This is a genomic window from Pseudomonas sp. 43A (assembly GCF_013363935.1).
Taxonomy (GTDB): Bacteria; Pseudomonadota; Gammaproteobacteria; order Pseudomonadales; family Pseudomonadaceae; genus Aquipseudomonas; species Aquipseudomonas crudilactis.
In genome coordinates this window covers 4,282,010-4,308,370 of the sequence record NZ_CP054880.1, presented here as the reverse complement: position 1 = coordinate 4,308,370, position 26,361 = coordinate 4,282,010, and the positions used below count along the sequence as shown (strand labels likewise).

Here is a 26,361-nt window from a genome sequence, read left to right as displayed (position 1 = left end):
AGACGCAGGGAGTTGGCGGTGAATCGGGCGTTGGATAATTTGCAATTGCCGGGGTGATGTAGGTGTCGGGATCACCTAGTGATTGATCGGGTGGTTGTTCTGGGGAATTCGTGATTAGAAGCGGCCCTCACCCCAGCCCTCTCCCGGAGGGAGAGGGGGCAGACTGAGGTGTCTTGCGGGGTACGTCGACCTGAAAGACCTTGGTGATTATGGGTTTGGTGAAGGGCCTTCGATTTGGCTTTGTGAGCTTGGCGATTTTGGATTCAACGAAAGACGTTCAAGTCGGTGTAACTCTCGAATATCCCCGAATCGGTCCCCTCTACCTCGGGGAGAGGGCTAGGGTGAGGGGCTTTCCGTTCGGGACATCAAAGTCTCCAGCCTGGCCAACGGCGGCGCATCCTGGTTGCGGTCGAATACTTGGATGCCGATCTTCAGCAATCGACCATTCTCTGCCGCTGCGATTACCTGTTCGCAGCGCAACAACAACCGCCCCTGATCACACTCCTGCGCCTTCATCCCCATCGGCAACTTCCCTTCCAACCGCAACTCCGCCATCCGACTCTGCGCCGCAATCATCGCCACCGACCGATCCCGCAAAACCCCGCTGCTCTGCGTCATCAACCCCGCCACGCGCACAGCCGCCGACATCGCCACGGCAATAATCGCCAGCGCCACCAGCACCTCAATCAACGTGAAACCCGCTTCCCGCGAACGCGCACGCATAAACCGCCCAAAGCCAAAACCCAGCCCTCGACGCTAACCCGCGTGCTTGACGGCTTGACGACGAAAACACCCGAGGATTTTCAACATCACTGACATATCTTCTTGCAACACTGCGCGTCGAATCGAATCAAGCCAGGGTATGTCGAGATGGATATCGCACCTTTCAAATCGCTTCAGCAACCGATGCGCGCGCCGCGTGGGCAGCAGGGTTTTACCCTGATCGAGATCATGGTGGTCGTGGTGATTCTGGGGATTTTGGCGGCGATGGTGGTGCCCAAGGTGCTCGACCGGCCGGATCAGGCGCGGGCGACGGCGGCGAAGCAGGATATTGGTGGGTTGATGCAGGCGTTGAAGTTGTATCGCCTTGATCACGGCACTTACCCGAGCATGAACCAAGGGTTGAAGGTGTTGGTGGAGCGGCCGGCGGATGCGAAGAACAGCAATTGGCGCTCGTACCTGGAGCGCTTGCCGAACGATCCGTGGGGGCGTCCTTATCAGTACCTCAACCCCGGCGCCAATGGCGAGATCGACATCTTTTCCCTCGGTGCCGACGGTCAGCCGGACGGCGACGGCGTGAATGCCGATATCGGTTCCTGGCAGTTGTAAGGCCGGCCATGAACAGCCGCTCGCCTGAGGGGGCGAAGCAACAGGGCATGGCGATTATCAGCGCGTTGTTGATTGCGGCCGTGGTGGCGGTCATTGCGGCGGGCATGTTGACGCGCCAGAGCGTGGCGACCCGTGCGCTGGAGGCGGATCAGCAGCGTGTGCAGGGGCGTTGGGTGCTGCTGGGCGGGTTGGAGATCAGCCGACAATTGCTTTGGGATGCGCGTCAGCGCGATCCGTTGACCCGGCTCGATCAGCCGTGGGCGCAGCGGCTCTCCGCGCAAGGTTTTGAAGGGCGACTGGAGGATGAGCAGGGCAAGTTCAACCTGCGCAATCTGGTGGCCAACGAGCGGGTTGATGAGGCGCAGGTTGCGGCGTTTCAGCGCTTGTGCGAGTTGATCGGAGTCAGCGCCGGGTTGAGTCAGCGCATCAGTCAGCGGGTGATTGCCTCTTATCCGAGACTGCTGAATGCGCAAATCGCCGAGGCGCCGAAAAGTGGTTTCGACAGTGGTCGCGCGACCTCGCTCAACGCTTCACACAAACCGCAGAACCCGACGCTGCCGATGCTGCGTAGCATCGATGATTTGCGCAGTGTCGACGGCGTGAATGAGGCGGTGATCGGCAAACTGGCGCCGTACCTGACGGTGATTCCGGCGACGACCTGGCTTAATGGCAACACCGCCACCGCACCGGTCTTGGCCGCTTATGTGCCGGGGCTGTCGCTGGAGCGCGCGAATGCGCTGATCGCCGAGCGCGATGCCGGGCGCTGGTTTATCAACCGTGGCGATTTCGTTAACCGTTTGCGCATGCCGCAACTGGAGCTGACCAGCGTCAAGGTCGGCATCACCAGTGACTGGTTTCGCCTGCGCGGCGAGGCGCGGCGCGATCAGCGGCGGGTCAGTCTTGAGGCGTTGCTGCATCGTAGCCAGGACCGCTTGCCGCAAGTGATCTGGTCGCGGGTGGGCGTATGAGCCAGTTGAAGGTGGCGTTGCCGCCCTTGGCGGAGCTGGATCTGTACAGTGAATTGCACTGCGCCTGGCTGGATCGCCAGGGCCAGGTCACGCGGGAGGAACGCCACAGTCTGAGCCAGTTGAGCCAGCAGTCGAAACTGCCGCCGCTGGTGTGTTTTCTGCACCCGGCTGACAGTCTGTTGGCGAGTCTCGATTTACCGCCGTTGCCCGCCAACAAGATTGTCGCGGCGGTGCAGTGTGCGGCGCAGGCGTTGATGCTGGGCGACAGCAGCGAGATGCACATCGCGCACAGCACGCGGGACGAGGCCGGGCAGGTGCAGATCGCCTGGGCGCCTCGGCAACAGTTGTTGGGTTTTGGTCAGTTGCTGAAAAGTACTGGGCTGAACCTGCGCGGTCTCTACCCGGCGCCGTACTGTCTGCCGGTGTTGCCCGGCACCGTTGCCTGCGTGCAGGACGGGCATTTGTTGTTGCGCGATACCGTGCAGGCGGCGCGGGTGCAGCCGTTGTTCGATGACGGTTTCGACGGTGTTGTTTGGGAACCGGGCGTCACTTTGCATTGGATTGGTGAGCAACCGCCGCCGGGTGCTGAATTGCCGATGAGTGATGCGCAGCGCTGGACTGGGCCGTTGCCCGGTTGGGGGCTGCATGGCGCAGTCCAGCAGCAAAAAATCGAGCATCGCGGCTGGGGCAGGGCGATCGCCCTGTCAGCGTTGGCTGTGGCCGTATGGGTCATTGGTTTGAACCTGTATGCCGCTCGCGAAGCCGGGCAGGGTCAGCAGCTGAAAGCCCAGATGAACCTGCGGGTTAAGCAGACCTTTCCTGAGTTGCCGGTGATCCTCAACCCGTTGCAACAGGCGCGTCAGCAATTGGTGGCGCGGCAGAAGGGCGTGGCGGATGATCCGGCGCAGACGTTCAATCGTCTGGTGTTGCAGGCCGGCAGCGGCATGCCCTCGATGGCGGGGAGTGTCGAGCGGTTCGCGTTTGTCGACGGCACCTTGCAACTGAGTCTGCTGAGTGAAGCCCGTCGTGGCGGCAATGATCAGGAGTGGCAAAGCACGTTGGCCCAGGCCGGTATCAGCGTGACGGCTGATGACGAGGGCTGGACCTTGCGTCCGGCCACTGAAGCCACCCCAAGCGACAGCGATGACAGCGGCGGAGCAGAAGAAGATGAATAAGGCCTCGCTCGCGGTTTACCGCGCCAAGTGGCAACGCTTTAACGCTCAGGTGCAGGCGCGTTGGCAGCCGTTGGCGTTGCGCGAAAAGCGCATGGTTGCCGGCATGGCCGTTGCGCTGATCGGCCTGTTGTTGTGGGTCGCGCTGATCCAGCCGCCGCTGAAGAAAATCGCTTATTGGCAAACCGAGACGCCAAAGCTGCGCGCCCAGACTGAAGCGCTGGAAGTGCTGCTGCGCGAAGTCAGCGTGCGCCCGGACGGGCAAAGCGTGGCGCAGTCACTGGAGCAGACGCTGCAAGCCAGTGGCTTGGCGGGACATTACCAATTACAGGAGGCGCAGGGCGCCTGGCAGTTGACCTTCGACGCGGCACCGGCCGACGCCGTGCTCGACTGGCTGTTGAGCAACCCGGCACAACTTTCTCTGCAAGTGGTCGAGGCCCGTTTGCAACGCGCAGACAACCCCTCGACCGAAGTCACTGCCGGCACTTTGTCAGGCACCGTTCGCATGGATCAGGCGCTGGGCGCTAAGGAAGCTTCATGAAGGGGTCAGGATCCAAACCGGCACGTCTGGCGTTGCCGATGTTGCTGATGGCGTTGAGCGCGTGCAGCAACACCAGCACACCGCAAAACCAGCCGCCGTTGCTGGTCGACAGTGAATTGGGCCGGCCGCTGGCCAACACCCAGCGCAGCGGCGACGCGGTGCTCGACCGCGAACGTGCGCAGGCTCAGGCGCGACCGGCGCCGAAGCCATTGCACAACATCAGCAAGAGTGCGCGCAGTGGGGCCGCGTCATCGGGTATCGCGTTGCCGAGTAATCCTTTGGGCGATCAACCGGTGACGCTGAATTTTGTCGATGCGGATATTCAAGCAGTGGTGCGCGCGTTGTCGCGTTCGACTGGTCAGCAGTTTCTGGTCGACCCTCGGGTGAAGGGCACGTTGACGCTGGTCTCGGAAGGACAGGTGCCGGCGCGGCAGGCGTACGACATGTTGTTGGCGGCGTTGCGTATGCAGGGTTTCAGTGTGGTGGATGTTGGCGGTGTCGCGCAGGTGGTGCCTGAGGCGGATGCGAAGTTGCTGGGTGGGCCGATCTACAGTGCCGATAAACCTGCAGGTAACGGCATGCTCACGCGGACGTTTCGCCTGCAATACGAAAACGCGGTGAACCTGATTCCGGTGCTGCGGCCGATTGTTTCGCCGAACAATCCGATCAACGCCTATCCGGGCAATAACACCATCGTCATCACTGATTACGCGGAGAACCTGACCCGTGTTGCGCAGTTGATTGCGAGCATTGATTCGCCGAGTGCGATCGACACGGATGTGGTGCAGATTCAGAACGGTATCGCCGCTGACATCGCGCCGATGGTGGCGGATCTGCTGGATGCGCCGGGTAATGATCCGACGCAGAAAATCGCGGTGATTGGTGATCCGCGTTCCAACACCATCATCATTCGCGCTGGTAGCCCAGAGCGCACGGAGCTGGCGCGCAACCTGATCTACAAACTCGATAACGCGCAGAGCAATCCGAGCAATCTGCATGTGGTTTATCTGCGTAATGCGCAGGCAGCGAAACTGGCGCAGGCGTTGCGCGGTTTGCTCACGGGCGAGAGTGATAGCGGCACCAGTGACAGTGCGCGTTCTGTGCTCAGTGCGATGGGCGCAAGTACTGGCGGCAGTGCTGGGCAGAATGGCCAGAGCGGGACGCAAACCAGCGGCACAACATCGACCAGCAATAGCAGCGGCAGTACCGGTGGCAGTTACGCACAAGGCAGTGGCGGCACCAGTAGCAGCGGTAATCAGGCGAGCGAACAGAACGTCGCCTTCAGTGCTGGCGGCGTGACCATTCAGGCCGATGCGACTACCAACACCTTGCTGATTTCCGCGCCGGAGCCGTTGTATCGCAACCTGCGCGAAGTCATCGATTTGCTCGACCAGCGCCGCGCGCAAGTGGTGATCGAAAGCCTGATCGTCGAAGTCGGTGAGGACGATGCCAGTGAATTTGGTGTGCAGTGGCAGACTGGCAACCTCGGCGGTAACGGCGTGATCGGTGGCGCGAATCTCGGTGGTTCGGGGATCAACACCAACGGCAAGACCAGCATCGATGTGCTGCCGCAAGGTTTGAACCTGGGTTACGTCAACGGCACCGTCGACATCCCCGGCATCGGCAAGATTCTTGACTTGAAAGTGCTGGCCCGGGCCTTGAAGAGCAAGGGCGGCACCAACGTGCTGTCGACGCCGAACCTGCTGACCCTGGACAACGAAGCGGCGAGTATTTTTGTTGGCCAGACCATCCCGTTTGTCAGCGGCAGTTACGTGACTGGCGGTGGCGGTACCAGCAATAACCCGTTCCAGACCGTGACTCGCGAAGAGGTCGGCCTGAAGCTCAATGTGCGCCCGCAGATTTCCGAGGGCGGCACGGTGAAGCTCGATATCTATCAGGAGGTCAGCAGCATTGATGAGCGGGCTTCGGCCAGTTCGACCTCGGCGGGGATTGTCACCAACAAGCGGGCGATCGATACCAGCATCCTGCTCGATGACGGCCAGATCATGGTCCTCGGCGGATTGCTGCAGGACGGCTACAGCCAGAGCAACGACGCGGTGCCATGGCTGGGCAGCTTGCCGGGGATCGGCGCGCTGTTTCGCAACGAGCGGCGGGCGATTACCAAGACCAACCTGATGGTCTTTCTGCGCCCTTACATTATTCGCGACAGCGAAGCGGGGCGCAGCATCACTCTCAATCGCTATGACTTCATGCGCCGCGCGCAGGGTGGTTTGCAGCCGGAACGTAGCTGGGCAATGCCGGACATGCAGGCGCCGCAGTTGCCGACGGCGGCGCAGGGTGTGCCGGCGGTTATGCCCGCCTCAGGCCCACGCGCAACCATCAAAGCGGTGCCGATCCAATGAGTTTGCTGCCCTACGCCTGGGCCAAGGCGCAGCGCATCCTGTTGTGCAATGGCGTGTTGACGGTGTGCCCGTCGACGCCGGGCTGGTCGATCAGCGAGGCGCGGCGGCAGTTTGGTGCGACCGCGATTCAGCGGGTGCGCGATGACGAACTCGACGGTTTGCTCGCCAGCGCGTATGCCGACACGGGCAGTGCGGCAGCCGTGGTCGGGGCGGCGGAGAATGAAGTCGACCTCGACCGCCTGATGCAGGACATGCCGGAAATCACCGACCTGCTCGACACCCAGGACGGCGCGCCGGTGATCCGCATGATCAACGCCTTGCTGACGCAAGCGGCGCGCGACGAGGCCAGCGATATCCACATCGAACCGTTCGAAACCCATTCGGTGGTGCGCTATCGCGTCGACGGCACGCTGCGTGACGTGGTCTCACCGCGCAAGGCGTTACACGGTGCGCTGGTGTCGCGGATCAAGATCATGGCCCAACTCGATATCGCCGAAAAACGCCTGCCGCAGGATGGTCGCATTGCCTTGCGGGTGGCCGGGCGGCCAATCGACATTCGTGTTTCAACCGTGCCCACCGGGCATGGTGAAAGAGTGGTGATGCGTCTGCTCGACAAACAGGCCGGGCGCTTGCATCTGGAAACGCTGGGCATGGACGCGCAGGTGCTGGCCAAACTCGATCACCTGATCCGCCAGCCCCACGGCATCGTTTTGGTCACCGGGCCGACCGGCAGCGGCAAGACCACCAGCCTCTATGCGGCACTGGCGCGACTGGATGCGAGCACCAGCAACATCCTCACCGTGGAAGACCCGGTGGAATACGACTTGCCGGGCATCAGCCAGATTCAGGTCAACGCCAAGATCGACATGACTTTTGCCCTCGCACTGCGGGCAATTCTGCGCCAGGACCCGGACATCATCATGATCGGCGAAATCCGCGATCTCGAAACCGCGCAAATCGCCGTGCAGGCTTCCTTGACCGGGCACTTGGTGCTGGCGACTCTGCATACCAACGACGCGGTGTCGGCGGTCAACCGCTTGATCGACATGGGCGTCGAGCCATTTCTGCTGGCCTCGTCGATGCTCGGGGTGCTCGCGCAAAGATTAGTGCGGCGCCTGTGCAATCACTGCAAGCAAGAAGACCCAACGGCACCGGGCACTTGGCGTCCGGTTGGCTGCCCAGCGTGCAATCAAACCGGCTACAGCGGCCGCACCGGCATCCACGAATTGTTCTGCATCGACGACGACATCCGCACCCTGATCCACCAAGGGGCAGGGGAGCAGGCCTTGCGCGCATCCGCCGCCAAGGCCGGGATGTTCAGCCTGCGTGAGGACGGTGAACGCTGGATTCGCAGCGGCGCCACCGCGCCTGAAGAAATCCTCCGTGTGACACGGGACGCCTGATGAATCGCTATCGTTTTGAAGCCGCCGATGCCACCGGCAAGATCGAATCCGGGCATCTGGAAGCGGACAGCCAGGCTGCCGCGTTCACAACATTACGCGGGCGCGGTTTGACCGCGTTGTCGGTGCACAAGGAAAGCAACGTCGCCAGTCATGGCGGTGGTGGATTGTTCAGCGCCAAACTCTCGGACAACGATCTGGCCTGGGCCACGCGGCAATTGGCGAGTCTGTTGGGCGCCAGCCTGCCATTGGAAGCAGCGCTCAGTGCCACGGTCGAGCAGGCCGAGAAAAAACACATCGCCCATACGCTCAGTGCCGTTCGTGCGGATGTGCGCAGCGGCATGCGACTGGCCGAATCGCTGGCGGCACGACCACGAGACTTTCCCGAGATATATCGCGCGTTGATTGCGGCGGGGGAAGAGTCCGGCGATCTGGCGCAAGTGATGGAACGGCTCGCCGACTACATCGAGGAGCGCAACAACCTGCGCGGCAAGATTCTCACTGCGTTTATCTATCCGGGCGTGGTCGGGCTGGTGTCGATCGGCATCGTGATTTTCTTGCTCAGTTATGTGGTGCCGCAGGTGGTCAGCGCGTTTTCCCAGGCGCGGCAGGATTTGCCCGGTCTGACGTTGGCGATGCTCAACGCCAGTGATTTCATCCGCAGTTGGGGCTGGCTGTGCGCCGCGATCATGGCCGGCGCGTTTTGGAGCTGGCGCCTGTATCTGCGCAATCCGGCGGCACGTTTGAGTTGGCATCATCGGGTGCTGAAGTTGCCGTTGTTCGGGCGTTTCATCCTCGGTCTGAACACCGCACGGTTTGCCTCGACGCTGGCGATTCTTGGCGGTGCCGGGGTGCCGTTGTTGCGTGCGCTGGAAGCGGCGCGGCAGACCTTGTCCAATGATCGCCTGAGTTTGAGCGTCACTGAGGCCACGGCCAAGGTGCGTGAGGGCGTGAACCTCGCTGCTGCATTGCGGGTGGAGAACGTATTCCCGCCGGTGCTGATTCACTTGATCGCCAGCGGTGAGAAAACCGGCTCGTTGCCACCGATGCTTGAGCGCGCAGCGCAAACCCTGTCGCGTGATATCGAGCGGCGGGCGATGGGCATGACCGCGCTGCTGGAGCCGCTGATGATTGTGGTGATGGGCGGGGTGGTGCTGGTGATTGTGATGGCGGTGTTGTTGCCGATCATTGAGATCAACCAACTGGTCCAGTAGCCGGTTTTGATGGTGTCTGATCGGGCCCCTTCGCGAGCAAGCTCGCTCCCACAGAGTTCTGTGGTGTGAAGTCAATTGCATTAACAACATCAATCCCTGTGGGAGCGAGCTTGCTCGCGAAGGGGCCAGTCAGGCCAATAGATAATTCAAAGTTTTTGCAAAAGATTCTCCATCACCCGAGCCATGTTTCCCCCATCCTCGGGTTCTCCTTTCTGTCATCTGCAACCACCCGCCAACGCCTCCAGCCCGATTCCGCCAAACCCCTGATCCAGACGCTGCGCAGCACCCGACAAACACCCGAGAAAATCCCTTCGGAAACGCCTCACAGCTCCCGAGGTTTTTTCCTTTATCTGTCACCGGAAACTGCGAATTTCTCAGTGCGACTTAACCAAGGCCAACGCTAGCGAGGGCCCCGGTGAGTCCTCCCAGTGTCATGCAAGTCACCCGAAAACCTGTGTTCCCAAACCTAGTTGAAAAGGAGATTCTTCATGTTCAAGCGCACTCTGATCGCAGCCTCATTGACCGTCGCCGCTCTGGCATCCGCCCAAGCCATGGCCGTAACCGGTGGTGGCGCCTCACTGCCTGCCGCTCTGTACAAAGGTTCTGCCAACAGCATCCTGCCTGCCAACTTCAGCTACGCCGTGACCGGTAGCGGCATCGGCAAAAGTGCTTTCCTGACCAACACCGCCGCACAGTTCAGCACCACTGGCACTGTGCATTTCGCCGGTAGCGACTCGATCCTCAGCGCTTCGGAAATCAGCACCTACAACACCAACTTCGGCGCTTCGTTTGGTCCGCTGATCCAACTGCCATCTGTCGCCACTTCGGTTGCCATCCCTTACAAAAAGGCCGGCAACACCACCCTTAACCTGACCAGCGCTCAACTGTGTGATGCCTTGTCGGGCACCAAGACTACCTGGGGCGCGCTGTTGGGTACCTCCGACACTACCGCGATCCGCGTTGTTTATCGCACCGCTTCGAGCGGCACCACCGAAATCCTCAGCCGTCACCTGAACTCGATCTGCCCGACCAAGTTCGCGGTCAACACCACCTTCACCAACGCCCGTCTGCCAGCAGGTTCCGCTGTGCCGTCGAACTGGGTAGGCGTGGCCAATACCGCTGACGTAGCTCCGGCAGTCAACGCGGTTGACGGTTCCATCGGTTATGTCGGTCCGGACGGTGTCAACGCTGCGAGCAACGCTGTTGTTGCTCGTATCAATAGCGTTCAGCCAACTAGCGCCAACGTCAACGCTGCTCTGGCTTCGGCTCCACTGCCAACCAACGCGGCCAACCCGGCGCAGTGGTCCCCAGTGGTTGCCAACCCGTCCAGCGGTTATGCAATGGCGGCTTACACCAACTTCATCTTCGGCCAGTGCTACAAGGACGCAGCCGTGGCCGCTGATGTCAAAGCGTTCCTGACCCAGCACTACAGCACTCCGGGCAACGCCGTGGCCACTGCCGCTCACGGTTTCATTCCGGTTCCAACCAACTGGAAAACCGCTGTAACCGCTAACTTCGTCACCAACTCCACCGGCAACAACCTGGACATCAACAACGCCAGCGTCTGCAACGCTGTCGGTCGTCCTTTGTAATACACGCCTCAAGCGTCAGGAAATGGCAGCAGCCTTCGGGTTGCTGCCATTTTTTTTGCTCGATTTACACCTCAATCATGAAGTTTGTGTGACATCCGTTCGGTCGCGCCCCTCGCCAACTGCCTATGTCGTAACAGCAGGTTTTTGCTGGCCTGCAGCTTTGTGTGGCAATCAAAAAGGATCTCGTAGTGATGCTCGCTCGCCCATCCCGTCGCAGTACCCGTGCCCCGATGCTCAAGCGTGAGGTCGCCGATCCGGCGCTGTGGCTGCTCAAGCCACTGGCGCACGCGGTGGCGTTGTGTCTGGTGGCGGGGAGTGCGCAGGCGCAAACGGCGTTCAGTTCCAACTGGTTCGCCGCCAAGGGCGCCGCACAACAAGCGGCGGCAGCGCGGCCGAGTGTTGGCGGGTTGCCGGGGATGACGCCACCACTGGCGCAGCAGCAAAGAGCCAATCAGCAATTGCAGCGCTCGTTGCAGACGCTCAACAACACCGTGGCGGCAATTGCCGCACAGCAGGCGGCTCAGGCGGCGGGGCGTGCGGTGGCATTGGGCAGTGTGCAAAACGTGCCGGATGGATTGGGCGAGGGCGGCTTGAAGGTCGACAACAGCCTCAGCCAGGGTTGGCTGAACGCCAAGGGGCCGCAGCAGACTCTGGCTGACGGCAAGACCACGGTGAAGATCGAGCAGACCGCCGACAAGGCGATTCTCAACTGGGAAACCTTTAACGTCGGCCGCAACACCACGGTCGAATTCGCTCAGCAATCCAACTGGGCAGTCCTCAACCGGGTCAACGACCCAAGCGCGCGTGCGAGCCAGATCCAAGGGCAGATCAAGGGCGACGGCACGGTGATGCTGATCAACCGCAACGGCATCGTGTTCAGCGGCAGCAGCCAGGTCAATGTACGCAATCTGGTAGCCGCCGCAGCCAACATTACCGATATCCAGTTCCGCGACCGGGGCCTGTACTTCGACAGCAGCGCCACCCAGCCGACCTTCACTGACGCAGCCGGCAAGGTGCTGGTGGAGCGTGGCGCCAGTATCCAGACCCATGCGCCCAAGGCGTCGACGGACGCTGGGGGCTACGCCTTGCTGTTGGGCAACGAGGTGCAGAACGATGGCAACATCAGCACCCCCAAAGGCCAGACGCTGCTCGGTGCAGGCGATCGCTTTTACATCCGTAAGGGTTCAGGTACCGATGGCAACGCCGTGTCCACGACCTTCGGCAACGAAGTCACGCCGGGCTTCAAGACCGGCGCCGTGGCCGGCAAGGTCAGCAACAATGGCTTGATCCAGGCCGCCACCGGCGACATCACGCTGACCGGCCATGAGGTGCTGCAAAACGGTGTGTTGCTGGCGAGCACGTCAGTGGCCACGCGCGGCACTGTGCACTTGCTCAACCCGGTGACTGACAACGCTGGCAGCGTCACGCTCGCTCAGGGCAGCGTCACCGCGATCATGCTCGATAGCAGCGATCTCACCGCGCTCGACAGTCAGCGTGACGCATCGCTACAGGCCGTCAGTGCCAACAACCGCATCCGTGGTGATCAGTCGCGCATCGACATCGGCAGTGGCGGCAGCGTCGAGTTTCAGAACGGTTCGATCACCCTCGCCACCGGTGGCCAGGTCGCTGTATCGGCGGGGCGTCGCAGCCTGGTGCGCGACGGCGCGTTGATTGATGTGTCCGGCGCTGTCGGGGTGAAGGTGGCGATGGAAGCCAATAACATCAAGATCAACGTGCAGGGCAACGAGCAACGCGATGCGCCGGTCAACCGCGAGGGCGGCGCGCTCAACAGCAACGACATCTGGGTCGATGTGCGTGAGTTGGTGTACGTGCCGGCCGGCACCAACGGCTACGCTACAGACCGTTGGTACACGGCCGGAGGTCTGCTGGAAGTCGGTGGCTATCTCGGCACTCAGGGCCACGGCATCGGTGAATGGATGGCGCAGGGCGGTTCGGTGAATTTTGCCGGCAACGATGTGGTCACCGAGAAAGGTTCGCTGATCAACTTGTCGGGCGGCACCCTCGACGTGCAGAGCGGCGAGATCCGGCAGAGCTGGTTGCGAGGCGCCGACGGGCATTTATATGAAGTCTCACGGGCGTCGGGGGATCTGCTTTATACCGGGTTGTACAAAGGCTATGAAGACAGCAGCGAGCGCTGGGGCCAGACGCAGTTTTTCTACAACCCGCTGATTGCACCGGGCTCGCGTCAGGAATCGGGCTACACCGTCGGCCGCGATGCCGGTCAATTGGTGATTGCCACCCGCAACGCGCTGGTCGATGGCCAGATTCTCGGCGAAGTGTTCCAGGGCGAGCGCCAGACACAAGCACCCCGCGCGGTGCTTGATGGCTATGAGCAGAGTCAGATTGCACGGGCTCGTCGGGCGCAATTGATCGTGGGTCAATACGATCCGGCCTGGTCGGCGACCGCCGGTGGCCTGCAGTACCTGCTCGATCCGCGACTGGACCAGGTGCAGATCGGCGGCACTCACGCAGCGGCGCTCACAGCGCCCGGCCTGACGGATGCCGTGGCGCAGGAGCGGGTCGGCAAGTTGTTTCTCGACAGCGATATGCTCAACGGCTTTCAGCTCGGTGCGTTGAAGGTCTCTGCCGCGAAAACCATTGTTGTCGATCAGGCGCTGGCCGTTGATTCCGGTGGTGACATCACCTTGTTCGGCCCACAAGTGCAGGTCAATGCGAACCTGACTGCGCGTGGCGGCAGTTTGAGTGTGGGGGATATCCTGACCGGCAATTCCGCGTTGCCGGCAGCGGCCGGGACTGCTGTCGGTGTCACGGTGGCCAAAGGCGTGCAGCTCGATGCCCGCGGACTGTGGAGCAATCTGCGTACCGATCCGGACGACGTGAACAGTCTGGCCTACCTCAATGGCGGCGTGGTGTCTGTGCGCAGTACCGGCAGCGTCAACCTGGGCAGTGGCAGTCTGCTTGACGTGTCGTCCGGCGGGGCGCTGTTGGCCAGTGGCAAGACGCGCGGCGGCAAGGGCGGCGACATTACGCTGGAGTCGAGTCCGCTGACCCGTTCGGCGTCGTCACAATTGATGCTTGATGGCGACGTGCGTGGCTACGGTGTCACCGGTGGCGGCAGTCTGACGATTCAGTCCGGCAACGTTTTGATCGGTGGAACCGGCGCCGCACACGGCGACAATACGCTGCAACTGGCATCGAGTCTGTTCAGCAGCGGTTTTGCCAGTTACAGCGTCACCGGCCTGACCGGACTGAAAGTCGCTGATGGTGCGCAGATCGATGTGGTGATGCCGGTCTACCGTTTCGGCGATGCGGCGCCGAACCAGTCCAGCGGCGCCGATCCGCGCACGGCCCTCGAATTGTGGACCCCCACGCTGTTTCAGGAGAACCCGGCCAAAGGCGTTCTGACCCAGCGTGGCGGCGCCAGTCTGGCGCTCCAGGCCGGCTCCAGTGAGTTGGCGCTGATTGACCCGGCGAGCAGTCCGCTGTCCATCGGCCACGGTGCACGTATCAGCGTCGACCCGGGGCAGCGCATCAAACTGCGCGGTGCCGGACAGATTACGGTCGACGGGCAATTGAACGCCTGGGGCGGCACTCTCGATATTCGTCAGCAACAGTTTGGCTCGCTGGACGTGGCGACCATGCCGCAGAACGCCGACCCGCAGGCCCACAACCGCTCGATCTGGATCGGCGAAGACGCGGTGCTGGATGTTGCCGGTCGCGCCTACACGGCCGTGGATGCGTTGGGTCGGGTCTACGGCCAGATCGGCAAAGGCGGCAGCATTATTCTCGGCGGCGAGATTGATTCGAAGAAAATCACCGCGACGTCGGCCGATGCTTACGTGATTGTGCGCGACGGTGCACGCCTGGACGCCTCCGGTACGCACGCGGTTCTGGATGTCGCCGGGGTCGGACCGACCGACGTCGCCACCGATGGCGGGCGCATTGCCTTGAGTTCTTACAATGGCGTGTTCCTCGACGGTCAGTTGCAGGCTGCAGCGGGTGGCGTCGGCGCGTCGGGTGGACATCTGGAGATTGTTCAGGACGCGCCGCTCTACCAGATGAATCTGGCGAGCAACGAAGTGCGTGCGCCCCGCGAAATGATCATCAGCCAAGGCGCGGATGGCCCGCTGCTGCCGGCGCATCTGCAGGCCGGCGAAGGCGCGGCGCAGTTGCGTTACGGTCAGACCCGCTTGAGCGCGGAGCGTTTGATGTCGGGTGGTTTCGATCACCTGAGCCTGTTGAGTAACGGCTTGCTCACATTCGCCGGCGACGTCGACCTGCGCATGAATCAAAGCCTGAATCTGTACACCGGCTCGATCTCGCTGGCGCAGGCCGCCAGCGACTCGACGCGGATCAATCTGGCCGCGCCATACATGCGCTTGTCGGGGCTGGGTCTCTACGTGCCTTCGGATGTCAGCATGCGTCCACGGGTGCTGGCCAACGCGACCACTCAGCTGTCGAACGCCCGCTTCACCGCCACCGCTGACCTGCTTGATCTGAGCAACACCTTGTCGTTCGGCACCGAAGGGACGATCGCGCAGCTCGACGCGCCGGCCGCTGCCGTCAGCCGTCGTGGCTTCGACCAGGTCACCCTCGACAGTCGTGGCGACATGCGTTTTCTCGCGCCGAACGATAAAGAACGTAGCTCGCGGTTGTGGACACCCGGTGATCTCGACTTGCGCGCTGCGCAGATTTATCCGGCCACGGGTGTTTCGGCCGATGTCCGTGTCGGTTATCAGGGCTATACGGCTGTCCCGGAACTGGCGCGCACCTTGCGTATCAGCGGCCATGGCGAGGCACCGCAGGCCTTGCCGTATTCCGCTTTTGGCAATTTGCTGCTGGTTGCCGGCAAGATCGAGCAGGGCGGCGTTATCCGCGCCCCGTTGGGGTTGATCAGATTGGGCGAGAACTCGCTGGGCAAAACCCAGGAGCTGCGCCTGTTGCCCGGCAGTGTCACGTCGGTCAGCGGCGCTGGTCTGGTCATGCCGTATGGCGGTACCACCGACGGTATCGACTATCGCTACGACGACAAATCCGTGGTGTTGCACGGGATCGCCAGTGCCCTGGATGGCGTGATCCTTACCGGGCAGTACGTCGATGTGCAGGGCGGCGCGTTGATTGACTTGTCAGGCGGCGGCGATCTGCGTGGCGCCGGTTTTGTCTCCGGGCGCGGCGGCTCCACCGATGCCCGATTCAATCCGTTGGTGCGCAACGCTGCCGATGGCACGTTCAGTTTGCCGGGCCTGAGCAGTAACCCGGTGTACGCCATTGTGCCGGGCAACCAGAGTGCCTTTGCACCGGCACTCGCCGAGGCCGGTGCAAGCGATTCGCGCATTGGCCAGCAAATTACCGTCGGCGCCGGTGTTCCTGGCCTGGCCGCCGGCACCTACACCTTGCTGCCTTCAACCTTTGCCTTGTTGCCCGGCGCGTTCCGGGTCGAGGTCAACGGCCAGGCGACGCCGGGCATGACCAGCGGCGCGTTGAAAATGCGCAATGGTTCGTGGTCCAGTGCCGGGCTGATGTCGATTGCCAACAGCGGTGTGCGCGACAGTCTGCCGAGCCAGGTGATCCTGACGTCGGCCGATGTTCTGCGTCGCTATTCGCAGTACAACGAAACCAGCTTCACCCAGTTCATCGAAAGCGATGCGGCCCGTCGAGGTGTGCCACGTGCGTTGGCGCCAATGGATGCGAAATCGCTCAACGTGCAATTGGTAGCCGGGGGCACGCACGACATCGACATGAACTTTCAGGGCCAGGCCCTGTTTGCCCCGAGCAAAGGCGGCGTGGCCGGGAGCGCTGTCGTGTTGGCCCAGGACCTGGAGGTACTCGGTGAAGGCCGTTCGCGCACGCCGGGGTTTACCGGGATTTCGCTGTACGCCGGCAGCCTTGACCGGCTCGAAGCCGGACGGCTGAGCCTTGGCGCCACGCCGACGGTGGAATACGGCTCGGCGGGTAACTTCATCCGCTTTGAAGGTTCGGCTGCCAACATCACTCTGCGTGAAGGCGCAGTGTTATCGGCACCGGAAGTGCTGTTGCGCACTGACAAAGTTGACGGTGGCATCACGCTGGAAGCGGGCGCCGGTATCAACACCCTCGGCCGCGGTGATGCGCCTTACGACTCGACCGACGGCTTCATTTATCAGCCGGGTTCCGCCAGTCTGTTGGTCGTGTCCAACGGTTGGACCAGCACGCTCGCACCGACGGTCGCCACCTATTCGGAAGGCCCGGGCAGCATCCGCATCGGTACGTGCGCTGCGCAGCCATGCGCTCAGCCAACGTTGCTCTATTCCAATGGCAGCATTACCGCTGCCACCGATAACCAGTTCGAACTGAACGAATCCGTGCGCTTCGGCACCCGTCACCTGGCGCTGGCCGTCGGCGCGGTCAATGCCGGTAGCGCCGAGGCGCTGGCCGCAGCAGGTCGCGTACCCAGTGGCCTGACCTTGAACCAGAACGTGCTCGATCGCCTGCTGCGCGGCGATACGCAGTTTGGTGCTCCGGCACTGGAAACCCTGAGTCTGACCACGCGCGACGCGTTCAACTTCTTCGGCAACGTCAGCCTCGATACACTTGACCCACAGACCGGCGTCAGTCGCTTGCAGAACCTGTTATTGGCCACGCCCGCCGTCTATGGCTGGGGCGAGGCTGGCGATGTGGCGACCATTCGCACCGCCAACCTGATCTGGAACGGTGCGACCCAGGCGCCGGGCGCGGTGGCCAGTGGTGGCGCCGGGACTGGAAGCGGCACACTGGACATTCAAGCGCAACGCATCGAGTTCGGTTATGGCCCGAACCCGCAACCCAACGGCCTGGATCAGAACAACCGATTGGCGTTGGGTTTCGCCAACGTCAACCTCAACGCCAGCGAGCGCATCACCGCCAACCACAAAGGCAGTCTTGCGGTGTATCTGGCGCAAGGGGCTTACGACCCCATTTCCGGCTACGTCTACAGTGGCGGCAACCTCAATCTGCGCACGCCGTTGCTCACTGGTGAAGCGGCCTCGGTCAACCTGCTCAAGGCGGGCGGCAACCTGACGGTGAGTGGCGTTGCGAATGCTGCGGTGGCCGATGCCTTGGGTGCGGAGTTGACGCTTGAAGGGCGCAATGTGCTGCTCGACGGTCGCATTGCACTGGCCAGCGGCAAACTGGTGGTCAAGTCCGAGAACGATCTGACCCTGACCAACGCCGCGCACCTGGATCTGGCCGGGCGTACCTTGCCGTTCAATGACGTCAGCAAATACAGCTGGGGCGGCGATGTGGCGCTGTACAGCAGCCACGGCAATATCCGCCAGGCTGCCGGGTCACGTATCGATCTGTCGGCGCACAACAACCAGGCCGGCAATCTCAGTGCGGTGGCGCTGGCAGCGGATGCCGGGGTGGTCGATCTGCAAGGCGAGATCCTCGGTGCCAGCAGCGGTTACTACGATGCCGGTGGCACGCTGGTGCCGTACAAGGCCGGTGGCGTGGATATTCGCGCACAACGGCTGGGCGACGATTTGAACCAGGACTTCGCTGCGTTGAACCAGCGCTTGAACGCCGGGCAGGTGTTCGGCAGCCGCAGCTTCCAGCTCAAGCAGGGCAGCCTGGTGATTGGCGACGGGCTCAAGGCCGGTGAAGTCAATGTCTCAGTGGACAACGGCAGTCTGACCGTGGCCGGCCTGATCGACGCCAGTGGTGAGCGGGTCGGCAGCATTCGTCTGTCCGCCAATAACGGTCTGACTCTGACTGGCAATGCCGTGCTCGATGCCCATGGTCGCGTGCTGCGTATCGACAGCTACGGCAAGATCATTGATGCCCCCAACCGCGCCATGGTCGAACTCGATTCCGGCAATGGTTTGCTGACGCTGGCGTCAGGCGCACGGATCGATTTGCGCCACGGCACCGACGCGCCGCCGGGCAGCGCAGCCGGTCACAACGATGGTCTGCCGCGCGGTACGCTGGAACTCAATGCACCGCGTATCGGCGGCGGCGACATCGCCATCGATGCCAGCGGTGTGTTGAACATTCAGGGCGCGCGTTCCATCGGCCTGAACGCCATGCGCCGTTACACCGATGCAGCCGACGGCACCGATGCTGCCGTCAGCGGGCGCCCGTATCAGGTGATCGATCAGGCTTATCTGGACGCTATCCATGGCGACAGCACGGCGTTCATCGATGCGGCGCTGGGCAACGGCGATTTGCTGCAACGCAAACTGGCCGGATTGAATAACGCAGCTTATAGCGATGCGTTCCATCTACGCCCGGGCGTCGAGATCGCCAGCAAAACCGCCGACGGCGATATGGTGGTGCAGGGCGATCTGGACCTGTCCGCTTACCGTTACGCCAGTCTGAATCCGCACACGCAAAAAACCGCTGTTTATGGTTCGGGCGAATCCGGCAGCCTGCTGATCCGCGCCGGCGGCAATCTGGATATTTACGGCAGCATCAACGACGGCTTCGCGCCGCCGCCGGAAACCGTTGACGACGCCGGGTGGAAACTGGTGCCGGGCATCCAGCCTTTTGGTGGTGACCTGATCGTTCCGGGCGCCGGGGTAACGCTGGCAGAAGGCACCTCGTTCCCGGTCGGCACGACGCTCAATTACGACTTGCCGATACAGGGCGCGACGCTCGCCAGCGGCACGCTGCTGCCAACCCAGGGCATCCTCGCCGGGCCTTACACACTGGCGGGCGGCACAGTCCTGGCCGGTGCGGTGCATGACGCCGCCGGCAACCTGCTGTACGCCGCCGGTACCTTGCTCAGCGACAACGTGACCTTGCCGGCGGGCAGCCGCCTCGGGGCCGGGACGCGGTTGAACGCGGCCACCGCCATGCAGGCGATGCTCTGGCCCAAGGGCGTGCCATTGCCTGGCACGTTTGCCGACAACAAAATCGTTGGCGTGAAATTAAGCGGTGCATTGGCGTTGTTGCGCGGCTCGCTGATTCCGTCGATGACCGACGTGGTGCTGGCCGACGGCACAGCGTTCATCGATTTGCGTCCGTTGAACGGCACGCAGCAGGGACGCAACTGGGCTCTGGCAAGCATGCTGCCGTCGGGCAGCACCTCGTGGTCGATGCGCGTAGTGGCGGGGGCGGATCTTGATGCTGCCGACAGTCGCACCGTGAAACCGCTCACCAGCGAAGGTCACTTGCGACTGGCGGACACGCATTACGGAATGGTCGTCACTACGAAAAAACTCGACACCACTTGGGCGGTTGATAATGCGCTGGGGTTCCCGGCCGGGGAAGTGGTGAAGGACGATGAGATGTTCTGGTGCGACGCAATCCCGGGTGTTTGTGTCGCGCCCGCCAAGTTCCTCTGGACGGACGGCAATCCGATGGGCGCACCGGCCGGGTCGCCGGTCAGCGAAGACGATCTGTTCTGGTGTGATATTGACCCTGCTTATTGCGCCGCCAACGTAGGCGGTACCACGGTCTCCACTCATTCGCAGATGTTCAGCGTTTTGCGAACCGGCGCCGCTGATCTGGACGTGATGGCCGCTGGCAATCTGAGCATGGAATCACCTTTCGGGGTGTACACCGCGGGTACCCAATCCAGCGATGTTGACGCGCGTTACAACCAGCCACGCGGTCGTTTGTCGGACGATGGTTCGGTGCTGGGCAGCGCGGGCAGTGATAACGAAAAATGGGTAGATGGTGGTAGCGACAGTCTGTATCAGGCCTGGTATCCGCAACTGGGGGGTAACCTCACGATTGGCGCCGGTGGTTCTGTTTCCGGCGATGTCGTCGGGCGACGTGCGACCAGTATCACGATGGAAACCCCAGAGCAGGTGCCAAGCGTTGCCGTTGGCAACTGGCTGTGGCGTCAGGGGACGGGGAACGACGAAATACCGACCGCCTGGTGGATCAACTTCGGCAGCTATGCCAGTCAGCCGTTGGCGGATTCGAGCAGGAGTACCGCGCCGTATCTGGTGGGTTTTACGGGTTTCGGCACGCTTGGCGGCGGTAACATCAGCCTGCGCGCTGGCGCAGACGGTGGCATGCTTGACCCGGTCGGTGATGGCCGCAGTAATCTTTATCCGCGTGGCCAGGGCCTGATCGTCGCCGTAGGCAGCACCGGGCGAGTGGGCAGCGATGGCAGCCTGCAACTGACCGGTGGTGGCGATCTCGACATGCGTCTCGGGGGTTCGCTCAACCCCTCGCTGCAAGCCCGGGCGGGAGAAACCGGAACGCAAGCGCCGCGCCATGATCTGCAAGGCGCGGTGATCAACTTGCGTGGCGCTGCGCAAATCAATGCCAGTGCCGTGGGCGGCGTCAATCTGCAGTACGGTGCGTTTTCCCTAGATCAGGATTCGCGCGAAGTCCGTGCATACGATCCCTTCAAATCGACCCTGGGCAGTGCCTCCGGCGGTCTGGTACTGATTCCGGGAGATTCGGGGATGCGCCTGAGCACCCGTGGCGACCTGGTGTTGGGCGGTGCAGCAGATCCGGGACGCGTGCGCTTGCAAAACTCCACAGCCTTTACTGACGCCAGTGGGGTGGGCCATGCAGGCGGTGGATTGACCGGTTTCTCGCTGTGGACCGATCACACTGCGATCGATCTGTTCTCGGCAGGGGGCAACCTCACACCCAGCACGCAGTTGGCCGAATCGGACAATCTGTTGGTTTCCACATCCAATACATCACCCACTGACGGTCGCTTCGTCTATCCGTCGATCCTGCGTGCCGTGGCTGCCAAAGGCTCGATTTACGCGGGATCCTCGGCCGCTTATGGCACGGGCAATGTTCCGCCGGCCGAGGGCTACTCGTTGCTGTTGGCACCGTCTACCTCCGGTCAGCTGGAACTGCTGGCAGGCGATTCGATCTATGCCGGCGGTTACGCGATCAATCAGTCAGGCGCCAGTCCAGCGGCGATTACTTCGCCATTTGCGCCGTCCTTCAATGGGTTCGTCAGCAACAGCGCGGACAGGCCGCTCATGACCAATAACAGCGTTGACGGCGTGGCGACGCAACGCAACGCGCGCTACCCATTATTTGCGTTTGGTGCCAATAGCTATTCCGGGTTGAGTGGCGTGCAAGGGCCCGCACGGTTTTACGCGTTGACCGGAGATCTGGTCGGAGTCCGTAGTGGCGAGACGCTGACATTCTTTAGGTCCGGCGTACAGCAGCGCACCTGGTACGAAGCGGCAGGGCCTGTGTGGATGCTCGCCGGGCGCGACCTCGTCGCCTCGGGCACTTATCTGGGCCAGCCAACAGCCGTACCGAATGAAGTACTGAGCTACAACGGCGACGAGATCAGATCCACCGGCAACCTGTTCATTCACAACCGGCCCAACGATGTGTCGCGGGTGGCGGCCGGGCGCGACATTCTCTACAGCAGCTTCGATATCGCCGGCCCAGGTGTGCTTGACGTCAGCGCAGGGCGCAACCTCCTGATGGAGGACCGTGCCAGCATCACCAGCATCGGGCCGGTGCTGGCAGGCGATAGCCGACCGGGTGCCAGTGTGGTGCTGCAGGCCGGTGTTGGTGCGCAAGGGCTGGATTACTCACGGTTCATCGCGCGCTACCTCAACCCGCAGAACGTTGCTGATTCGCAGGTCTCTCTCAACGGCCAACCGGGCAAAGTGGTCAAGACGTACCTGGACGAACTGCAGAGCTGGCTGACCCTCGGCTATGGCTTCAGCGGCAACGTGGAGCAGGCGCAAGCGTTCTACGCCGCACTGCCGAGTGCCGAGCAGGCGATCTTCGCGCGGCAGGTGTACTTCGCCGAACTGCGCGCCGGTGGCCTGGAATACAACGATGTCGATGGCCCGCGCAAAGGCAGTTATCTGCGCGGTCGCAACGCCATTGCGGCGCTGTTCCCGACCACCGACGTGGCGGGCAATCCGATCCGTTACGACGGCGACATCACGCTGTACGGCGGGGCAGGGGTCAAGACCCTGTTCGGCGGCGACATCCAGATGCTCACGCCGGGCGGCGGTCAGGTGTTCGGCATCGAAGGCGCGGCGCCACCGTCCACCGCAGGGATCATCACTCAGGGCTCGGGCAACATTCAGCTCTATTCTCAGGGCAGCATTCTGCTGGGGCAGAGCCGGATCATGACCACGTTTGGCGGCTCGATTCTCGGCTGGTCTTCTGAAGGCGACATCAACGCCGGTCGCGGCTCGAAAACCACCGTGGTCTACACCCCGCCGAAACGGGTTTACGACACTTGGGGCAACGTGACCTTGTCGCCGTCGGTGCCGAGCACCGGCGCCGGTATCGCCACGCTCAACCCGATCGCCGAAGTGGCACCGGGCGACATCGACCTGATCGCGCCGCTGGGCACCATTGATGCCGGCGAGGCGGGGATTCGCGTGTCGGGCAACGTCAACATCGCCGCGCTGACGGTGGTCAATGCCGCCAACATCTCGGTGCAGGGCAAGGCGACGGGTGTGCCGGTGGTGTCGGCGGTGAATACCGGAGCGATTACCTCAGCCAGCTCGGCAGCATCCTCGGCCACGCAAGCGGCGGAAGATGTTGCACGTCAGCAGCAAGCGGCGGCGCGGCAGAATCAGGCGTCGGTGTTCACCGTGCAGGTGTTGAGTTTCGGCAACGAACAACTTGCGCCGTCGCGTGATGGTGCCAGCCGTGCGCCGGCACCGGGTTACAACCCGAACAGCCCGGTACAGGTGCTGGGCGCCGGGGCGCTGGATGAACAGGCGAAGCAACAGTTGACCGAGGAGGAGCGCGGGCAACTGACGTTGTAAAAGACTCTCGTGTAGTACGTTTGGGCGGCCGGTTGGCCGCCCTTTTTTTATGTCGATGAAGTTGAAGGGTATTTTTGCCGGGCGTGAAGCACCCCCAGTATTCTGATGCGCCCATTCACTCGATAGACCAGCAGATAGTTCGGATGAATCACCATCTCACGAGTACCAGGCACTCGGCCAGGTCGGTAACCGTAAGGTATTGATGAAAGCCTTTGTGCTGCCGCACCAACCTTGTGTCTTAGCGAAATTGAAGCGTTGGTGTTGTGTTGCTCGATGTATTTGAAGATGTCAGCCAGTTGACGCGAGGACTTGCTGCTCCATTCAAGCAGCAGAGCGGCGCTTCCTGCGCATCTCTTCCAGCATCTGGTCGAGCATCGCCATAGCCTCATCATGGGGAATACCAGGACTAGGATCATCGAGTGCATGCTGTACCTCTGCACGAAACCAGCGATCGTAGCTCTCTGCCTCTTCTTCGGATTCGAAGTCAGAGTAAAACGGGGAAAGTAATATGCTCATAGTGATCTCCGTGATCAATCTCGGCAGTTTAAGGGGGACATGGCCCATTGTCGTCACTGGCAGACGATGCACCCCATGAGCCTTGAGGAACCATGGGATAACGGAGTCCAGTATCTGCAAGCGTCCCCTTTAAATCTGCCAGACGTTTCCCCCTGTTGTCCGGTAATCTCGACCGCCGCTGTAGGCGTATTCCACCCATGCGGTTTTCAGGTTTTCAGGCTACAAACCCAGGTGCGCTTTCCTACAAATACACTCAGAACGCATAGGGAATACTCACCTTCGCCCACAACATTTCCCCCTCCGGCCGGTTCTCCACATCAAATTCCTTGGCCCAGCGAATCTCCGCGCTGGCGTACTTGAGAAAGGTGAAGTGCAGCGCCGGGCCGATCGCGAAGACCTTGCCGCGCACGCCGTCATCGACGTCCTGCCCGGCAAACTGCACGGTGTGGCCGAACTGTTTGTCGTCGGTGGTTTGCTTGAGGTAGTAGCCGTTGATGCCGAGCATCAGGTCGTCGGTGATCTTGTAGCTGGCCGAATAATCGAAGTGGAAGATCTGCCCGGACTTGTAGTCAGTGTCCTTGTTCTTCTCGTTGAAGCTGTAGGTGGTCTTCATTGAGACTTCGGTGCGTTCAGTCGGCAGCCAGGTGAACGAGAACAGCGGCTTATACGTGTAGAAATTGTTACTGGTGTTGGCCAGTCGATCGACACTGTATTCGCCGGTGGGCACGGTGACTTCCACGGCGGCGCCGAGGGTCAGGTTCTTGCCCATGTCCCACAGAATGATCGGTGCGAAGGTGGTATCGCCCATGCCTTCGCGAGTGTCGCTCAAACCGAACACCGAGACTTCCTGCTTCAGCCAAGGCTGGGCGATGTAGCCGGCCAAGCGTCCGCCGAATATCCGCACCGGGCTTAGATAATCGAGGCGAGGGATCACCGCGGTGGACTCGATTTCGACATTCGGCACTTTGCCGCCGAACGAGCTGATGTTGAGCTTTCGCGCCTTGTAGTGGTTGTAGTAGAGGTTGAACGCGACCATGTTCTCCGGAAGGCTGTCGACTTCCAGCGGCAGCATGAAGAAACCGTCGGTGCCGGTGCCGATGTTGTCAACGCCGGCTTCGGTGGCCAGCGCCGGCAACGTCAGGGGGCAACCCGCGATGAAAAGAGCGAGCGGCAAGAAGGATGTTGCACGGTTCTGGCTCATGACTGTCCTCATTATTATTGTGATTGGGACCCGGTACCGGTCGCTCGGAGCGCCGGTACGCTAGAAATAAGCGTTTGGCGTACGTTGGGGCAGGGTATTGGCGGACACCAAGGGGGGCATCTGCGGACAGTTCGCGCACCCTGTGCTAACTTCCTTCGACATAACCGGTTACAAAAATAACAATCAAGCGTGATCCGGAATGTCAGCCCCCATGAACGTAAAAGTCCAAGACCCGACCTTCGAACTGGCGCTGGTCTCGCCGTTTCTTTTGCAAACCCTCGCCGAAGTCGCGCAGAACAAAGGCATCGATCCCCAGAGCCTGTGCCGTGGGCTGGGTTTCACCCTTGAGGATCTGCAGGACCCGGCGCAGCGGATTTCCTATCGCCAGGCCGTGGCGATGATTCAGCGCGCACTCAAAGTGTTGCCCAATCAGGGTTTGGGGTTGTGGGTCGGCGCGCAGAACGTGCTCGGCACGCTGGGTCTGCTCGGGCATGTGCTGTCGCTGTGCAAGACCTTGCGTGATGCCTTTGCCCTCGGGATTCGCCATCAACACACCTCGGGCGGGATTGTGGTGTCCAGCGTCGATGTGGTCGGCGCTCAGGTGCATCTCGATGCCGAGTGCCGCTTGCCATTCGCTGATGTGCAGGTGTTCGCGGTCGAGGAGTTTTTCGCCAGTTTGCTGGTGTATGGCCGGGCGCTGGTGGGGGCTGAGTTCAAGGCGATTGCCGTGGAGTTCGTGCATGCCGCGCCGGATTATCTGAGCGAATACCACCGCCTGCTCGGGCCGGATGTGCGCTTCGGCTGCCTGCACAATCGCATGCTGATCGATGTGCAATGGCTGGATGTGCACTTGCCCAATCATCACTCGTTGGCGTTGCGACAAGCCGTTGCGTTACTGGAGCTGGAAGCGGCACAGGTGCATCAGAAGCTTGATCTGATTCAAGCCGTGGAGCGGGCAATTGCGCGGGATCTGAGTAGCGGCAGCCACATTGAAAAGATTGCCGGTGATTTGAACATGAGCAGCCGCACGTTGCGCCGGCGTTTGACCGAGCATGCGCTGACGTTCGAAGCGTTGTTGGAGCAGGTGCGGCAGGCGCGGACGATGAGTTTGCTGGCTAATCCGGATATGCCGATCGAGCGGATTACCGAGGAAGTCGGGTACAGCGATGTGCGCAGTTTTCGCCGGGCGTTCAAGCGCTGGACGGGGCTGAGCCCGAGTGCCTGGCGCAATGACGCCAACCCTCACCCCAGCCCTCTCCCGGAGGGAGAGGGGGCCAACCGAGGTGTCTTGCGAGTTACATCGACCTGAAAGATTGTGTCGATTATGGATTCACGGCTGCACGTTCAAGTCGGTGTCTTACCTCTATTATCCCCTCACCCCAGCCCTCTCCCGGAGG

At 61.8% G+C, this 26,361-nt stretch carries 14 protein-coding genes; 10 read left to right on the top strand and 4 right to left on the bottom strand.

Annotated features, from left to right (window positions below; genetic code table 11):
- Positions 1-336: 336 nt before the first annotated feature.
- Positions 337-723 (bottom strand): type II secretion system minor pseudopilin GspI, encoded by a 387-nt coding sequence (gene gspI / locus HUW52_RS18735; protein ID WP_175554532.1) that lies wholly within the window; start codon positions 721-723, stop codon positions 337-339.
- 147 nt (positions 724-870) lie between these two features.
- Between gspI and gspG the strand changes: the two genes are divergently transcribed.
- From gspG to HUW52_RS18690, 9 genes are all read left to right on the top strand, one after another.
- Positions 871-1,329 (top strand): type II secretion system major pseudopilin GspG, encoded by a 459-nt coding sequence (gene gspG, locus HUW52_RS18730; RefSeq protein WP_371748295.1) that lies wholly within the window; start codon positions 871-873, stop codon positions 1,327-1,329.
- An 8-nt stretch (positions 1,330-1,337) separates the two neighbouring features.
- Complete coding sequence (gene gspK, locus HUW52_RS18725; protein WP_175554531.1) at positions 1,338-2,297, top strand: type II secretion system minor pseudopilin GspK; 960 nt, start codon at positions 1,338-1,340, stop codon at positions 2,295-2,297.
- On the top strand, positions 2,294-3,472 hold the full coding sequence (gene gspL / locus HUW52_RS18720) for a type II secretion system protein GspL (protein ID WP_175554530.1): 1,179 nt from the start codon (positions 2,294-2,296) through the stop codon (positions 3,470-3,472). The genes gspK and gspL overlap by 4 nt, the downstream gene beginning before the upstream one ends.
- Positions 3,465-4,010: a type II secretion system protein GspM gene (gene gspM, locus HUW52_RS18715; RefSeq protein WP_175554529.1), complete on the top strand. Its 546-nt coding sequence runs from the start codon at positions 3,465-3,467 to the stop codon at positions 4,008-4,010. Before gspL ends, gspM begins: the two co-directional genes overlap by 8 nt.
- Complete coding sequence (gene gspD, locus HUW52_RS18710) at positions 4,007-6,373, top strand: type II secretion system secretin GspD (RefSeq protein ID WP_175554528.1); 2,367 nt, start codon at positions 4,007-4,009, stop codon at positions 6,371-6,373. Before gspM ends, gspD begins: the two co-directional genes overlap by 4 nt.
- Positions 6,370-7,776 (top strand): type II secretion system ATPase GspE, encoded by a 1,407-nt coding sequence (gene gspE, locus HUW52_RS18705; protein WP_175554527.1) that lies wholly within the window; start codon positions 6,370-6,372, stop codon positions 7,774-7,776. Before gspD ends, gspE begins: the two co-directional genes overlap by 4 nt.
- Positions 7,776-8,987 carry a type II secretion system inner membrane protein GspF gene (gspF, locus tag HUW52_RS18700; protein ID WP_175554526.1) on the top strand — a complete coding sequence of 404 codons (1,212 nt, stop codon included), beginning with the start codon at positions 7,776-7,778 and terminating at the stop codon, positions 8,985-8,987. Before gspE ends, gspF begins: the two co-directional genes overlap by 1 nt.
- 488 nt (positions 8,988-9,475) lie before the next feature.
- Positions 9,476-10,579 (top strand): substrate-binding domain-containing protein, encoded by a 1,104-nt coding sequence (locus HUW52_RS18695; RefSeq protein ID WP_016986280.1) that lies wholly within the window; start codon positions 9,476-9,478, stop codon positions 10,577-10,579.
- Positions 10,580-10,770: 191 nt separating this feature from the next.
- Positions 10,771-23,247 (top strand): filamentous haemagglutinin family protein, encoded by a 12,477-nt coding sequence (locus tag HUW52_RS18690; protein WP_175554525.1) that lies wholly within the window; start codon positions 10,771-10,773, stop codon positions 23,245-23,247.
- Positions 23,248-23,294: 47 nt separating this feature from the next.
- Here HUW52_RS18690 and HUW52_RS18685 read toward each other — a convergent pair whose 3' ends face one another.
- The 3 genes from HUW52_RS18685 to HUW52_RS18675 form a co-directional block, all read right to left on the bottom strand.
- Positions 23,295-23,636: a type II toxin-antitoxin system RelE/ParE family toxin gene (locus HUW52_RS18685; protein WP_122600330.1), complete on the bottom strand. Its 342-nt coding sequence runs from the start codon at positions 23,634-23,636 to the stop codon at positions 23,295-23,297.
- The gene (locus HUW52_RS18680) at positions 23,569-23,763 is read right to left on the bottom strand and encodes a hypothetical protein (RefSeq protein WP_007918192.1); all 195 of its coding nucleotides are present in this window, start codon (positions 23,761-23,763) and stop codon (positions 23,569-23,571) included. Before HUW52_RS18680 ends, HUW52_RS18685 begins: the two co-directional genes overlap by 68 nt.
- 253 nt (positions 23,764-24,016) lie before the next feature.
- Complete coding sequence (locus tag HUW52_RS18675; RefSeq protein ID WP_016987317.1) at positions 24,017-24,964, bottom strand: transporter; 948 nt, start codon at positions 24,962-24,964, stop codon at positions 24,017-24,019.
- A 211-nt stretch (positions 24,965-25,175) separates the two neighbouring features.
- Here HUW52_RS18675 and HUW52_RS18670 point away from each other — a divergent pair, with 211 nt between their 5' ends.
- Complete coding sequence (locus tag HUW52_RS18670) at positions 25,176-26,273, top strand: AraC family transcriptional regulator (RefSeq protein WP_175554524.1); 1,098 nt, start codon at positions 25,176-25,178, stop codon at positions 26,271-26,273.
- The last annotated feature ends 88 nt before the right edge of the window (positions 26,274-26,361 follow it).

Bases quoted from the DNA above. Each gene is read 5' to 3' on its own strand.
- HUW52_RS18680 (WP_007918192.1), bottom strand. From the start codon at position 23,763: ATGAGCATATTACTTTCCCCGTTTTACTCTGACTTCGAATCCGAAGAA.
- gspM (WP_175554529.1), top strand. From the start codon at position 3,465: ATGAATAAGGCCTCGCTCGCGGTTTACCGCGCCAAGTGGCAACGCTTT.
- gspG (WP_371748295.1), top strand. From the start codon at position 871: ATGGATATCGCACCTTTCAAATCGCTTCAGCAACCGATGCGCGCGCCG.
- HUW52_RS18670 (WP_175554524.1), top strand. From the start codon at position 25,176: ATGAACGTAAAAGTCCAAGACCCGACCTTCGAACTGGCGCTGGTCTCG.
- HUW52_RS18675 (WP_016987317.1), bottom strand. From the start codon at position 24,964: ATGAGCCAGAACCGTGCAACATCCTTCTTGCCGCTCGCTCTTTTCATC.
- gspL (WP_175554530.1), top strand. From the start codon at position 2,294: ATGAGCCAGTTGAAGGTGGCGTTGCCGCCCTTGGCGGAGCTGGATCTG.
- gspI (WP_175554532.1), bottom strand. From the start codon at position 723: ATGCGTGCGCGTTCGCGGGAAGCGGGTTTCACGTTGATTGAGGTGCTG.
- HUW52_RS18690 (WP_175554525.1), top strand. From the start codon at position 10,771: ATGCTCGCTCGCCCATCCCGTCGCAGTACCCGTGCCCCGATGCTCAAG.
- gspK (WP_175554531.1), top strand. From the start codon at position 1,338: ATGAACAGCCGCTCGCCTGAGGGGGCGAAGCAACAGGGCATGGCGATT.
- gspE (WP_175554527.1), top strand. From the start codon at position 6,370: ATGAGTTTGCTGCCCTACGCCTGGGCCAAGGCGCAGCGCATCCTGTTG.
- HUW52_RS18695 (WP_016986280.1), top strand. From the start codon at position 9,476: ATGTTCAAGCGCACTCTGATCGCAGCCTCATTGACCGTCGCCGCTCTG.
- HUW52_RS18685 (WP_122600330.1), bottom strand. From the start codon at position 23,636: ATGAGGCTATGGCGATGCTCGACCAGATGCTGGAAGAGATGCGCAGGA.
- gspD (WP_175554528.1), top strand. From the start codon at position 4,007: ATGAAGGGGTCAGGATCCAAACCGGCACGTCTGGCGTTGCCGATGTTG.
- gspF (WP_175554526.1), top strand. From the start codon at position 7,776: ATGAATCGCTATCGTTTTGAAGCCGCCGATGCCACCGGCAAGATCGAA.